The 13,171-nt window shown below is 61.2% G+C and carries 14 protein-coding genes; 4 read left to right on the plus strand and 10 right to left on the minus strand.

The annotated features are described in order from the left end of the window. Positions 1-137: 137 nt before the first annotated feature. The gene (locus tag DSM14862_RS08255; protein ID WP_007119795.1) at positions 138-581 is read left to right on the plus strand and encodes a VOC family protein; all 444 of its coding nucleotides are present in this window, start codon (positions 138-140) and stop codon (positions 579-581) included. On the opposite strand, the gene DSM14862_RS08260 is transcribed toward DSM14862_RS08255, so the two are convergent. Genes DSM14862_RS08260 through DSM14862_RS08270 form a run of 3 tightly spaced genes read right to left on the minus strand, consistent with a single transcriptional unit; the run spans position 578 to position 2,615 of the window. Beyond that, positions 578-1,243 (minus strand): alpha/beta hydrolase, encoded by a 666-nt coding sequence (locus tag DSM14862_RS08260; protein WP_007119796.1) that lies wholly within the window; start codon positions 1,241-1,243, stop codon positions 578-580. The two genes, DSM14862_RS08255 and DSM14862_RS08260, sit on opposite strands and share 4 nt — an antisense overlap. Further along, positions 1,240-1,872, minus strand: coding sequence for a DNA-3-methyladenine glycosylase family protein (locus DSM14862_RS08265; protein ID WP_040701175.1), 633 nt, complete (start codon positions 1,870-1,872; stop codon positions 1,240-1,242). Before DSM14862_RS08265 ends, DSM14862_RS08260 begins: the two co-directional genes overlap by 4 nt. After that, entirely contained in the window at positions 1,869-2,615 is a 747-nt protein-coding gene (locus DSM14862_RS08270; protein ID WP_050770384.1) for a precorrin-6A/cobalt-precorrin-6A reductase, read from the minus strand. Before DSM14862_RS08270 ends, DSM14862_RS08265 begins: the two co-directional genes overlap by 4 nt. Positions 2,616-2,738: 123 nt before the next feature. On the opposite strand from DSM14862_RS08270, the gene DSM14862_RS08275 reads away from it, so the two are divergent. Continuing rightward, positions 2,739-3,950: an MFS transporter gene (locus tag DSM14862_RS08275; RefSeq protein ID WP_007119799.1), complete on the plus strand. Its 1,212-nt coding sequence runs from the start codon at positions 2,739-2,741 to the stop codon at positions 3,948-3,950. 4 nt (positions 3,951-3,954) lie between these two features. Here DSM14862_RS08275 and DSM14862_RS08280 read toward each other — a convergent pair whose 3' ends face one another. From DSM14862_RS08280 to DSM14862_RS08305, 6 genes are all read right to left on the minus strand, one after another. Next, the gene (locus tag DSM14862_RS08280) at positions 3,955-4,719 is read right to left on the minus strand and encodes a squalene/phytoene synthase family protein (RefSeq protein ID WP_007119800.1); all 765 of its coding nucleotides are present in this window, start codon (positions 4,717-4,719) and stop codon (positions 3,955-3,957) included. Beyond that, the gene (locus tag DSM14862_RS08285) at positions 4,716-5,435 is read right to left on the minus strand and encodes a class I SAM-dependent methyltransferase (protein WP_040701178.1); all 720 of its coding nucleotides are present in this window, start codon (positions 5,433-5,435) and stop codon (positions 4,716-4,718) included. The genes DSM14862_RS08280 and DSM14862_RS08285 overlap by 4 nt, the downstream gene beginning before the upstream one ends. Then, positions 5,432-7,048, minus strand: coding sequence for a citramalate synthase (cimA, locus tag DSM14862_RS08290; RefSeq protein WP_007119802.1), 1,617 nt, complete (start codon positions 7,046-7,048; stop codon positions 5,432-5,434). Before cimA ends, DSM14862_RS08285 begins: the two co-directional genes overlap by 4 nt. Further along, on the minus strand, positions 7,045-8,415 hold the full coding sequence (gene cysS / locus DSM14862_RS08295) for a cysteine--tRNA ligase (protein WP_007119803.1): 1,371 nt from the start codon (positions 8,413-8,415) through the stop codon (positions 7,045-7,047). The genes cimA and cysS overlap by 4 nt, the downstream gene beginning before the upstream one ends. 297 nt (positions 8,416-8,712) lie before the next feature. Further along, positions 8,713-9,318 carry an outer membrane protein gene (locus tag DSM14862_RS08300; protein ID WP_007119804.1) on the minus strand — a complete coding sequence of 202 codons (606 nt, stop codon included), beginning with the start codon at positions 9,316-9,318 and terminating at the stop codon, positions 8,713-8,715. A gap of 632 nt (positions 9,319-9,950) precedes the next feature. Then, positions 9,951-10,418 carry a pyridoxamine 5'-phosphate oxidase family protein gene (locus DSM14862_RS08305; protein ID WP_040701180.1) on the minus strand — a complete coding sequence of 156 codons (468 nt, stop codon included), beginning with the start codon at positions 10,416-10,418 and terminating at the stop codon, positions 9,951-9,953. A 276-nt stretch (positions 10,419-10,694) separates the two neighbouring features. On the opposite strand from DSM14862_RS08305, the gene DSM14862_RS08310 reads away from it, so the two are divergent. After that, positions 10,695-12,065 (plus strand): phospholipase D-like domain-containing protein, encoded by a 1,371-nt coding sequence (locus DSM14862_RS08310; protein ID WP_007119806.1) that lies wholly within the window; start codon positions 10,695-10,697, stop codon positions 12,063-12,065. Beyond that, entirely contained in the window at positions 12,062-12,772 is a 711-nt protein-coding gene (locus DSM14862_RS08315) for an endonuclease/exonuclease/phosphatase family protein (RefSeq protein WP_007119807.1), read from the plus strand. The genes DSM14862_RS08310 and DSM14862_RS08315 overlap by 4 nt, the downstream gene beginning before the upstream one ends. A gap of 27 nt (positions 12,773-12,799) precedes the next feature. On the opposite strand, the gene DSM14862_RS08320 is transcribed toward DSM14862_RS08315, so the two are convergent. Further along, on the minus strand, positions 12,800-13,138 hold the full coding sequence (locus DSM14862_RS08320) for a hypothetical protein (protein ID WP_007119808.1): 339 nt from the start codon (positions 13,136-13,138) through the stop codon (positions 12,800-12,802). Positions 13,139-13,171: the final 33 nt, after the last annotated feature.

Here is a 13,171-nt window from a genome sequence, read left to right on the forward strand (position 1 = left end):
GTCCTCTGCCCGTTTCTTTCACTATATCTCGCGGTTTCTCTCTGGCAAGACAAAGGTGAACCACTAGATGTCGCCGATTTTGCCTAAAGATTACGACAGAGGCGTGACAGAGGGGCACAGTTTGTTAACCTTGTGGCATGATCAAAAGCCCCCTGCCCGATGCCCCGGCCCCGCGCGCCCTGCTCGAAGCCGCCGTATATGTCGATGCTCTGGATGCGGCGCGGGAGTTTTACCGCGACATCTTGGGTTTGCAGCTTTTTCAGGAAGTGCCGGGGCGGCATATGTTCTTTGCGCTCGGCCCCTCGGTCTTGTTGGTCTTCAACCCCACCGCTACGGGTCAGCCTCCCGGCAATCCGAAGATGCCGGTCCCACCCCATGGGGCGCGGGGTCCGGGGCATGTGTGCTTTGCGATGAAACGGGCAGAGATCGCCGCGATGGAAGCGCGGCTTCGGGCAGCCGGGGTCGAGATTGACACCAGCTTTGACTGGCCCAACGGGGCGCGCTCGCTCTATGTGCGCGACCCCGCTGGCAATTCGGTTGAGTTTGCCGAACCGTGGCTTTGGGATGAGATGAAGGGTTAAAGCCCCAGTTTGTCCCGCATGAAGGCAAGTGCGACACTCAAGCCATCCGGCGCGATGCCATGGCCGGTGCCTTTCATGACGTGGGCGTAGACATCCTGCCAACCAGCCTCTTGCAGCGCTTCGGCGGCCTGCGGCAGAGATTGTGGCGGCACCACATCATCGGCGTCTCCATGCACCAGCAGCACGGGCGGCTTCACCCGCGCGTCTTCGGCCAGCGCTTCGGGGTTAAGCAAACGGCCCGAGAAGGCAACGATACCCGCCACCGCATCTTCGCGGCGCGGGGCCACATGCAGCGACATCATCGTGCCTTGGGAAAAGCCAAACAGCACGACCTGTTCGGGCAGCACGTCTTCGTCCACCATCAGCGCATCGAGGAATGCGTCAAGGTCTTCGACCGCGCTCATCATGCCGCGCATTGATTCCTCTTCGGACGATCCGTCGATCCACGGGATCGGGAACCACTGGAACCCCATCGGCGCGCCAGCGCAGGCTTCGGGCGCGTCGGGAGCGATAAACAGCGTGTCCGGCAGATGCTCGCTCAGCGGATCGGCGAGGCCCAGCAGGTCAGCGCCATTGGCGCCGTAGCCATGCAGGAACACCACAACCGACCGTGTGGTGCCAGAGACCGGCTCGCGGCGCTCGGCGTTCAAAACCCGTGTCATGACAATCCTTCCTTTTGTTTCAACACCCGGTAGTAGGCAAAGAGCAAGCGCGCCGCAACCGACCGCCAAGGTGACCATGCGGCGGCCATCGCGGTAAGGTCTTTTGGCGTGGGGCGTGCGGGCAGATCAAACAGCCCCCGCGCGGCTTCTTGAAGCGCGAGATCGCCGCTGGGAAACACATCGCGCCGTCCAAGGCAGAACATCACATAGACCTGTGCGGTCCATGGCCCGATCCCCGGCATGTCGACCAGCGTGGCGATGGCGTCGTCATCGTGCAGGCTGTGCAGCGCGTCAAAATCGAATTCCCGTTCGGCCAAGGCCAAGACATAGCGCGCTTTGGGACGGCTGAGCCCCGCTGCGCGCAGCCCGCTGTCTCCGGCGCGCAGAACATTCTCCGGCTGGTGCAGCCCCGCCTCAACCAGCCGCGCATAGATAGCCCGGGCGGAGGCGACGCTGACCTGCTGCCCAACGATGATATCCAGCAGCCCGGCAAATCCCGGCGGGCGCAGACGCAGTGGCAACGGCCCGGTTCGGGTGAGCGCCATAGCAAAACGCGGCTCGGCCTCGGCCAGCCACGCGGCCCCCTCGGCCACATCGGCGTCACAGGTGATCGGCGCGGAGAGGCTCACAGATGCGCCACCCAATCCATCATCGCGTCAAGGTTGGTCAGGCAGCGCGCCCCCTCTGGCAGGCGCGGCCTTTCGATGAGGATCACCGGCAAGCCAAGTGCGCGGGCGGCGTCGACCTTCGGGCGGCTGGCTTCTCCGCCAAGGTTGCGACAGATCAGCAAGTCGACGGCAAGGTCACGAAACAGCGCGGTCTCCGCCGTGACGGTAAAGGGCGGATCGCCAAAGATCAGATCGACGAATGCATAGGGCGCAGGCCGGTCATGGCGGCTTGTTTGGCGCAGCATGAGGCGCGCGCCTTTAAAGGGCAGAAACTGTGGCAGGCTGGCCAATCCGGTCGCGGCGAAGACGCGGGCTCCGGGCGGCACCGCGCGGGCGGCGGCGGGTACATCGCTGGCCGATTGCAACAGCGGATCATCCAAATCCCAGCCGGGGCGCGCGAAGCTGACAAAGGGCTTGCCTAAAGCCGTGGCGGCGGCAAAGCCTGCGTGGCTCAAGACCGCGTCGAACCCATGGCTGAGGTCAAGCACCGCATCAAAACCCGTCATGTCGCGCCGCAGGGCGGTGGTGTTTTCAGGGTCGCGCATTTCAAACGCCATCGGCATCGGATTATTACCCCGCGGCGGTTCCGTCAGCCACGCGGTGACCCTGTGACCGGCTTTGGCCAAGGCGATGCCAAGGTGCCGCGCCTCGGCAGTGCCAGCGAGCAGAAGAAGGTTTAGCGAAGGACGGTTTGGGGCGGTCATCCGCGCGATCATCGGCGAGCTTGGCGTCAGGCGCAAGTGCCGAGAGAAGCGCAAAAATCGGTGCCGGACTTGCCCTTACCCCACGGCAAGGCTACGCCTTGGCGAGAAGTGAGGAATTCAGACATGATCGACGACAGACGCGCCCGGCGCAACGTAGCGGTGCTGGTGGCGGCACAGGCCTTTCTCGGGGCGCAGATGCCGATGATCTTTTTGGTCGGCGGGCTTGCCGGGCATTCCCTTGCGACCAATGTTTGTCTTGCCACTTTGCCGATTTCGATGATCGTTCTGGGCTCCATGCTTGCCGCCACGCCAATCTCGACCGTGATGCAGCGCTATGGCCGTAAGGCAGGTTTTTTCCTCGGCGCTGCGGGTGGGGCCTTGGGGGGCGCAGTGGCGGCCTATGGGCTTTATCTGGCGTCTTTCCCGGTCTTCCTTTTGGGGTCATTTCTCACCGGTATCTATATGTCGGCGCAGGGGTTTTACCGCTTCGCCGCCGCCGATACCGCGTCGGATGATTTCCGGCCCAAGGCGATTTCCTATGTCATGGCGGGCGGGCTCGTCTCGGCCATCATCGGGCCACAGCTTGCCACGGCGACCTCGGGCAGCCTCGTGGTGCCCTTCCTCGGCACCTATCTAGCCGTGGTGGCGGTGAACCTCATCGGCGCGTTGCTGTTTCTATTCATCGACATCCCTAAGCCGCCGATCCCGGCGCATGACGCGCCCAAGGGCCGCAGCCGGTGGGAACTGCTGACCACGCCGCGCATCGCTGTCGCGGTGATCTGCGCCATGGTGTCCTATGCGCTGATGAACCTTGTGATGACCTCAACCCCGCTGGCCGTCGTTGGCTGCGGGTATAGCCAAGACAACGCGGGCTATGTGGTCACAGGCCATGTGTTGGCGATGTTCGCACCGTCGTTCTTTACCGGCCATCTGATCAACCGTTTCGGCGTTGAGCGGATCATGGGCCTCGGCATCGCGATCCTCGGCGCTGCCGGTCTGGTGGCGCTGCAAGGGGTGGAACTGGGCAACTTTTACATTGCGCTGATCCTCTTGGGGCTGGGCTGGAACTTTGGCTTTATCGGCGCCACCACGATGCTCGCGGGCGCGCATGAGCCGCATGAGCGCGGGCGGATGCAGGGCCTGAACGATCTGTTGGTCTTTGGTGGTGTGACCGTCGCCTCGCTGGCGTCGGGCGGTTTGATGAACTGCTCGGGCGGCACGGCGCAGGAAGGCTGGGCCGCGGTGAACTTTGCTATGGTGCCGTTCTTGGTGCTGGCCGGTGGGTCGCTGATCTGGCTGGTGTTGCGCAGCCGCAGAGAGACGCAGCTGGGCTAAGCGCCTACCAGCGCGAGACCATGGCCCGCAGCGCGAAATGGCGGCGCGGATCAGGCAGCGCGGCCTGCGAGACCTTCTGCGGGTCTGCGACAGCGGCCTTTAATACCGGTCCGGCATGGGCGGCAGGAAGCAGGGCCGCACGGGCTTGCGCGGGGATTTTCCCCCGGCCAGCGCGGGCTGATTTCAAACGCTGCAACGCGCCCGACGCAAGGGCCGAGACCCCCTCTGGCGTGCCATCGAGAAGCGGCACACGGCCTGCCTCTTCCAAATTCGGTATGGCGCAGAGCCATGCTGCGATGCCAGTGGCAAAGGCTGCGTCGCGCACAACTGCCTCATCGGTCGCGCCAAGGCGACGCGCGGCGACCCACATCAAATGACCAGCGGTCTGGTCGATGTAGCGCTCGAAGTGGCCTGCATCCTCAAACGGGTCTTTGTAGATATCCCACCGCCGCGCGGCGACGAGTTCGTCGAGCAGTTTCGCATCCTCTGGGGTGATCACACCGGCGAGCGGCGTGGTGACTTCATGTCGCCGCACCGGGCCGCCCTTGGCAATCTCCTCCAGCGCGTCGCGCCACCATTGCAGGCGCATCTCGGCGATCATCGCTTCTTGGGTCACCCATGGCGCGCGGGCGACCTCAACGTTGAAGGCATAGAGCGGAAACAGCAGCTTGCGCGCTTCCACAGGCGCGGCCATGGCGGCGCGAAACCGCCACGGGTCAGCGCGCTCTACCATGGCGGCGCAGGCGTTTAGGTCGGCGTCGAATGTCATACGGGGCGGGCCACGGTCAGCAGGTAGCCGAATTCTTCGCGGTGCGCGCGCCAACAGGCGATTTCCGCTTCCGTCGCATCGAGCACTTGGGCCAAGTCGCCCTCGGCGCCGGGCCGTAGCTTTTCGATGCGGGTCTCCAGCGGGGTGTAGTAATTTTCCCAAGCCTCATCCGACAGCACACGGGTTGCAACAACCTCATAGCCCGCTGCGCGGACCCGTTCGGCAATGCCGTTCGCATCGCTCATCGCAGGATAGTCCGCCCATTGCGCGCGGGACTCTTCCGTCGGTGTATCGGTCAACCAACAAGGCTCAGAAAAGGCCACAACGCCCCCCTTACGGAGCGATTTCCGCCAGCTGGTCAGCGCCTCGGTCACACCAAGAAAATAGACCGCGCCGGCGCACCAGATCAGATCATATTCATTGGCGATGGCGGCCATATCGGCACGCAGCAGGGTGACATTGCCATCCGCCACAAAACGCCCGCGGGCGGTATCGACGAAATGAGCGGTTTTATCGAGTGCTGTAACATGCCCCTGCGGAATCGCCGCGCGGAGTGCGCCGATATCACTGCCGGGGCCACAGGCAACATCGGCGATCTCGGCACGCGCCGGCAGGTCGACCTGCTCCACGGCCCAGTTGACGTCGGCAGGCTCTCCCGGCCCTTCGCGCGGGAGGTCGCGGTGCAGGGTGAAAAAGGCGGTCATATCGTCTGTCATTGGGCGCGGTCCCGGATCAATTTCCATCGTATCGCATCTAGCAGTGCCTCGAAGGAGGCGTCGAGTATGTTGGCGCTGACGCCCACCGTGGACCAGCGCCGCCCCTGCCCGTCTTCGCTGTCGATGATGACGCGGGTGGTGGCTTCGGTGCCGCCTTGGGTGATGCGCACTTTGAAGTCAACCAGACGCATGTCATCCAGCAGACTGCTGTATTTGCCCAAGTCTTTGACCAGCGCTTTGGACAGCGCGTTGACTGGGCCACGGTCAGAGCCATCCGCGTCGAGCGATTCCGACACCGACAGACGCTTTTCGCCATCGACTTCGACAACCACGACCGCCTCGGACAGGCTGACCATGCGGCCTTTGGAGTTGCGGCGACGTTCGACCGTGACGCGGTAGCGTTCGACTTCGAAAAGATGCGGCAACTGGCCCATCACCTCCCGCGCGAGCAGCTCGAAACTTGCCTGCGCGGTGTCATAGGCATAGCCCTGCGCCTCACGGTCCTTCACCACCTCCAGGATCTGCCCAAGCGCCGGGTCGCCCTTGGCCACGGCCAGACCGGCATCGCTCAGACGTTTGCGCAGATTGGACTGTCCGGCTTGGTTCGACATCGGGATGATGCGGGAATTGCCGACCAATGCCGGGTCGATATGTTCATAGGTGCTGGGGTCTTTGGCGATGGCGCTGGCATGGAGCCCCGCCTTATGCGCAAAGGCCGAGGAGCCCACGAACCCTGCCTGTTTCATCGGCACCCGGTTGAGGATCTCGTCGAGCATTCGGCTGGTCCGAGTCAGCCCTTTCAGCGCTGCGCGGGTAACGCCAATCTCGAACTGGCTGGCATAGGGTTCTTTCAGCAGCAAGATCGGGATCAGCGTGGTCAGGTTGGCGTTGCCGCAACGCTCCCCCAGCCCGTTCAGCGTGCCTTGGATTTGCCGCGCGCCCGCGTCGATGGCGGCCAGCGTGCAGGCCACGGCGTTCTCGGTGTCGTCATGGGTGTGGATGCCCAGCCGGTCGCTGGGGACGCCCGCGGCGATCACATCGCGGGTGATGCGGCTAATCTCTGCCGGGAGTGTGCCGCCATTGGTGTCGCAAAGCACGATCCAGCGCGCGCCTGCATCATAGGCCGCGCGGATCGCCTCAAGCGCGTAATCCCGGTTGGCCTTATAGCCGTCAAAGAAATGCTCCGCATCAAACAGCGCCTCGCGCCCTTGGGCGACCAGATGCGCGATGGATTTGGCGATGTTGTCGATGTTTTCCTCAAGCGTGATGCCAAGGGCGGTTTTGACATGAAAATCATGGGTCTTGCCGACGATACAGACCGATTGCGTCCCGGCGTTGAGCACGGCGGCCAGCACGTCGTCATTCTCGGCCGACATGCCAGCGCGTTTGGTCATGCCAAAGGCGGTGAGGCGTGCCGTCGTCTGCGGAGCGGCCTCGAAAAATGCGCTGTCGGTGGGGTTGGCACCGGGCCAGCCGCCTTCGATATAGTCTACCCCGAGCGTGTCGAGCGCCTCGGCAATCTGGCGCTTTTCATCGGTGGAGAACTGCACGCCTTGTGTCTGTTGCCCATCGCGCAGAGTGGTGTCGTAAAGGGTGAGGCGTTCGCGGGTCACAACACTCCCTCCAACTGGCTGCGGTCAAAGCCCGGCGGCGGGGTCAGTTTCACGCCGTCTTTGCTCATCTGCACTTCGATCCCCACAGAGGTCAGCGCCGTTTTAATGCGGTCCACCTCGGCGAAATCCTTGGTCTCCATCGCCGTGGCGCGGGCGTCGCTGAGGAAGGCCTCAATGTCACTGAGGTCCAGCGCTTGCACGGCTGCCCATTCGGGGATCAGGTCGCCCATCAATCCCAAAAGGGTCATCGCCCCGCGCAGGCCCGCCGTATCGTTCGCGTTTGACAGACGGTGGCATTCGGTCAGCGCGCCATGGGTGTTGAGGTCATCCGCCAGCAGCGCCACCAGTTCGGCACTTGGCGGTGCGGCCTCGGCCTCGGCGGCTTGAAGATACCATTTGCGCAGGGTCTTTTCGGCTTCTTCGCGCTTCTTCTCGGTCCAGTCCATCGGCTTGCGGTAATGGGTCGAGAGCATCACGAAACGGATCACCTCGCCCTGCACCCCTTGGTCCAGCAGGTCCCGCACGGTAAAGAAATTGCCCAAAGATTTGGACATCTTCTTGCCCTCAACCTGCAACATCTCATTGTGCAGCCAGTAGTTGGCAAAGCCGTGGCCTGCACATTTTGACTGAGCGATCTCATTCTCATGGTGCGGGAATTGCAGATCGATCCCGCCGCCGTGGATGTCGAACTGCGCGCCCAAAAGATCATGCGCCATGGCCGAGCATTCGATGTGCCAGCCCGGACGCCCCTGCCCCCAAGGCGATGGCCAGCCCGGTGTGCCCTCGTCCGAAGGTTTCCACAGGACGAAATCCATTGGGTCTTCTTTATAAGGTGCCACCTCAACCCGCGCGCCTGCGATCATGTCATCGACCGAGCGGCCCGAGAGCGCGCCGTATTCAGCATATTTGCGCACCCGGAACAGCACATGGCCTTCGGCCTCATAGGCGTATCCCTCATCGATCAAGCCGCGGATCATCGCGACCATCTGCGGGATGTATTGCGTGGCGCGGGGCATGTGATCAGGCTCCAGCGCGCCGACGGCGGCCATATCGTCGAGATACCACTGCGTCGTCTCGGCGGTGATCTCACCGATGCTGCGCCCGCTTGTCGCGGCGCGGGCGTTGATCTTGTCGTCGACATCCGTGAAGTTGCGCACATAGGTGACGTGATCGGTCCCATAGACGTGGCGCAGCAGACGGTAGAGCACGTCAAACACGATCACGGGCCGCGCGTTGCCCAGATGCGCCCGGTCATAGACGGTGGGGCCACAGACATACATCTGCACGTTGTCCGCATCAATCGGCGTGAAATCCTCTTTCTTCCGGGTGGCGGTGTTGTGCAGCTTGATTGTCAGGTCACGGGTCATGGGCAGGCGTCCTTGCGCGGGTGTAGCGCGGGCTTGGCATAGTTTTGTCAGAATGGGAATGACGTGAACAGCGGCCCGCGAGAAAGTCTCAGCGGGTAATGCAGCAGATAATGAGCATTGCGGTGTTCATGACAGGGTTGTAGCAAGCCCGCCGCCCTGCGCCAAGCACTTTGCTGGATAAGCTCTAGACGGTCTGCCAGTAGCGGATGCAACTATCAGGCATGACCGCAAAGAAAAGACCGGCCTCCTTTCGGAAGCCGGCCAAACAATCCAAGCGAGAAAACTCGCTAAGACAGATTAGAAGCGCATGGAACCGCGCAGGGAGATCGTGGTCGCGTCCAGATCGTCGCCTGTGCCGCCAACGTCGTCAAATTTGTGCTGCAGCACTTCACCACCGACGGTGTAACGGTCGGTCACTTTGTATGTGACACCCAGACCGGCGAAGGGGCCAGTTTCGTCACCAACACTTGTGTCGGCACGGGCCGCACCAGCTGTTGCATAAACCAGTGTGTTGCCGAAGTCGTAACCGGCTTTCACCTTCGCACGGGCAACGGAATCGGCAGTTGCGCCGGCCGTGCCCAGATCAATGTCGGTTTTGTCATAATCGAGTTCACCACCCAGTACGAACTTGCCGAAGTCATAGTCGTAACCGGCGTGGAAACCGTAGGATGTGTCGTCACCGTCAAGCGTACCGCTGTCACTGTCGATGTCGGTTTGGCCTACTTGAAGACCAGTGTAGAAGCCTGTCCAGTTGCCATCGACAGCCACAGGTGTCGGCATTGGTGCTGGTGTAAAAACCGGCGCCTCAACAGTGGTGTTTTCCAGCGAGCCAGCTGCAGCTGCACCAGCGAATGCGCTGGATGCGATCAGGGCGATGCTGGCGATTTTTGTCGTGCGTTTCATGTTCTGCTCCTTAAATACAGGTGACCTGCGATCCTCGCCGCAGGGTCACTCACGCAACGCCTCATCTAGTATTCGGTTTCAGGTTTTTCACTTCACAGATTTGCGATGCGCTGATTGTCGCACATTTGCAACAAAGGGTCGGCCAAGCGCCGCTTAAGTTATGTGTAAACTGCGTAGCGACCCGGAGGAAATCCAGTAATTATTTATAAAATTCAGTTAGTTAATAACGCAATATACATTTTGTCTGCCCCTGCTCCGTTTCTTGGCGGTTTTGGGCGCGACTATCACGCCCCCTTCCGCGCAAGAGGGTTAGAACCCTTTGAACCGACTTAGGCCGCCCATAAAGACCAATGGCCAATTCTACAAACGGTGGCGAACGAGAATATGACTTTCCATTTTTGCTGCTCGGAGTGGATGCCTTTGTGAGGCGGCTCACTGCGCCAGTGACTTCCCCATAAGTGGTACGATGCAGATAACCCGGCATGGCATGGCGAAAAAAGAGGGGCGTCCGCAAACCCTGTTGGGCAGTTTGACACTCCCGAAATGAAACTGACCGAAAAAACTTTCCGCGATTGTCGCGAGAGGCGGCTTCGCGTGCCGGTATGATCGCAACATACTTGGAAAGTCGTCTCCTACTCCTCAGACGGCCACGCCAAAGCTGGACCCGTGCGGAAGTAAGAAACGTTGTTGGTATAGGTCGTTGCAGGAGTGAGCTTGACCATGCGCCCATCTTGGTCGTCAATCGCTGCCACGTTCTGAATGAACCAAGGGTTCCAGCACCCCTCGTCCGGCCCGAGATACTTTGCAAGGAGCCGCCTGAACCGCATGGCGTTCATCTGCTCAATGGACGCCCGTCCCCGCAGGCCAAGGTGTAGCAAGATGCCAGCCTCATTGTCGAAATGCACGATTTCAACTGCACATCTTGGATCTGCCTTTAGGCGGCTCACCGAGCTGCCGTTCTTCGAACCCAACATCCAGATCGCCTCATCTTCCCATAGGAACCAGACTGGCGCGTTGCGTGGCCCCTCGTTGCCTGACGTACAAAGGTTCGCCATGAGCGGTTCTGATAGCAAAGCGTGCGGGTCGAATGTGTATTCCATGGCACAATCTAAATGCGAAAATGCACCGGTGTCCATCAAGCGCCCGACGCGGCACTTGAGCCTATAAAGGTCTCGCGCAGGGCAATCAGTATCGTACCGATGCGGACCAACACGGTTTACGGGCATACCCAAAGCAAAACGTAAACAGAGCCGTGAAAACGACAGCTGATGGCGGGATTAAACATTCAGAAGGAGGCGAAGAGCGACGAGGCTTGCTGTTAAGGCCGAAAGGGTTATCTGCTTGTCTTGGCAGCGATAAGGAGCAGGCCGGACCTCATGTCTTGGATCACCACACATCTAGAAATTGTTATTATCGTGGTTCTGACGCTATTGGCGGCGATTGTGATCTTGCAGCAGCGCCGCACGCCACAATCGACCGCGGCGTGGCTTTTGTTCATCATCGCCCTTCCGTGGGTCGCGGTGCCCCTGTTTCTGGGTCTCGGGTTTCGCAAACAATCCTCACGTTATTCTCCGGTACATTTTCTCAAGGGTGACACTGGCGGCCCCCCGCCCCGCCCGGTGCATACACTTGATGCGACGATGCAGTATTTCGGCTTACCTGCCGCCGCCCACGGGCAAGACCTGCGGCTTTTGGGCGATCCGACTGCGGCTCACGAAGCCGTCATAGCGCTGATCCAAGGGGCAGAGGAACGGCTGGACGTGCTGTTCTACATCGTCGCAAATGACGAGACCGGGCGGATTTTTGTCGATGCGCTGACCGAACGGGCCAAGGCGGGGGTAAAGGTGCGTTTGCTGATGGACCGTCTTGGCACTCTGCGCGGGCCCGCGTCTGCCCTGCGCCGTCTGCGGAACGCGGGGGGCGATGTCAGATTTTACTCCCCGCTGCTGCAGGTGCCGGGCTCGGGCCATTTAAACCTGCGCAACCACCGCAAAATGATCATTGCCGATGACGCGCGCGTCTTCTCCGGGGGCATGAATATTGGGGCACACTACCTCGGCCCCGTGGCGCGCGAAGATGGCTGGGCCGATCTGGCCTATCTGCTTGAGGGACGCGCGGTGCAGAGCTTTGGTGATGTCTTCCGCTCTGATTGGGAGGTGGCCAGCGGCGAAACGCTTGAGCCTGCGCCGTCGGTCGCAGCTGGCACGGGCGGTACGGCGACGGTGCAATTGGTCCCCTCTGGCCCCGATATCGCCGAAGACCCGCTGCATGATGGTTTGATCCGCGCGCTGCATCTGGCCGAGGCACGGATCTGGTTGGTCACCCCCTACTTTGTGCCGACTGAAGCGCTCGGGGCTGCATTAACCACGGCCGCACGGCGCGGGGTGGATGTGCGTGTTTTGGTGCCCGAACGATCCAACCAGCGTCTTGCCGATTTCGCCCGCGGGGCCTATTTACGCGATCTGCATGAGGCTGGCGGCCAGGTGCTTTATTATCAGCCGGGCATGATCCACGCCAAAGCCGGGATAATCGATGATATGGGACTGGTCGGCTCAGCCAATTTCGATGTGCGCAGCATGTTATTGAATTTCGAAGTGACGCTGTTTGTCTATGATGCAGGCTCGGTCGCAAAGCTACATGACTGGTTCGAGCATCTGTCAGAGCACTGTGCCATGGAAAAGCCGCCCACCGGTATGGTCCGCAAGGTGGCCGAAGGGCTGTTTCGCCTTGGAGCCCCGGTGCTATGATCCCTGCCGTTGCCCCACAATCGCTGCGCATTGTCAGCTATAACATCCGCAAGGCCATGGGCACCGACCGACGGCGCGACCCTGAGCGGATTATGCGCATCATCCGCAGCCTGCACGCCGATGTGGTGGTGCTCCAAGAAGCCGACCGCCGCCGCGCGCCGCGCCCCTCGGCGCTGCCGCTAGATCGGATCGAAAAAGAGACCGGTTTGCGTGCTGTACCGACGCCGAATGACGTGAGCATTGGCTGGCATGGCAATGCCGTTCTGGTCCGCCCTTCGGCCAAAATTGACCGGGTCGAGCACCTTACTCTGCCGGGCGTGGAACCCCGTGGGGCGATGGTGGCCGACTTGCATATCGGCGCACGGCAGCTGCGTGTGATTGCTTCGCATCTTGGCCTTTTGCGCCCGTCGCGAAAGGAGCAACTAAGCGCGATGATCGCCCATCTGGATGCCTGCGCCGCCTGCCCCACGCTGATTGCAGGTGACCTTAATGAATGGTCGCAAAAAGTGGGGCTTGGACGGCTGGCGAAACGCTTTACCATTCACGCGCCCGGCAAAAGTTATCATGCGCGGATGCCTGTTGCTCATCTGGACCGGATCGCGTTGGATCAACATCTTACCGTGTTACAGGGCGGCGTCGTGGAAACCCCCCAGACACGGCGTGCGTCTGACCATCTGCCAATCTGGCTTGACGTCGCACATCACTAACATGATCGCCTGTCCGGCAATTCGGATTTAACCGGTTGCCCAAGCCAGTTCTCCGACCATTGCGTTGCAGGCTTGCTGCTGGTCGGTGAAGGCGACTTGCATGTCAAATACGGTCCGTACATCCGCGCGGGCCTTGGCGATGGTCGCGTCAGTCGCGCCCAGCCCACGTGCCGTTGCAACACTCTGGTTGGCGTCTTGCCTCAGTTTGCGAACACTATCATAGCCACCGGCCTGCCCTGCGCATTGTTTCGCGGTCAATTCCGCCGCAGCCGCCTTTCGCGCGGCGAACTCCATCGGAGACGCCGGCGGCTCTATGCAACCCGCTAACAAAAGCGGAAGCAGCGCGATCAATAAAGTGAATTTCATAAAATGCTCCTCTTCTTCAAAACGATAAGGAGA

The sequence above is a fragment of the Sulfitobacter indolifex genome (genome assembly GCF_022788655.1).
In the GTDB taxonomy this organism is placed as follows: Bacteria; Pseudomonadota; Alphaproteobacteria; order Rhodobacterales; family Rhodobacteraceae; genus Sulfitobacter; species Sulfitobacter indolifex.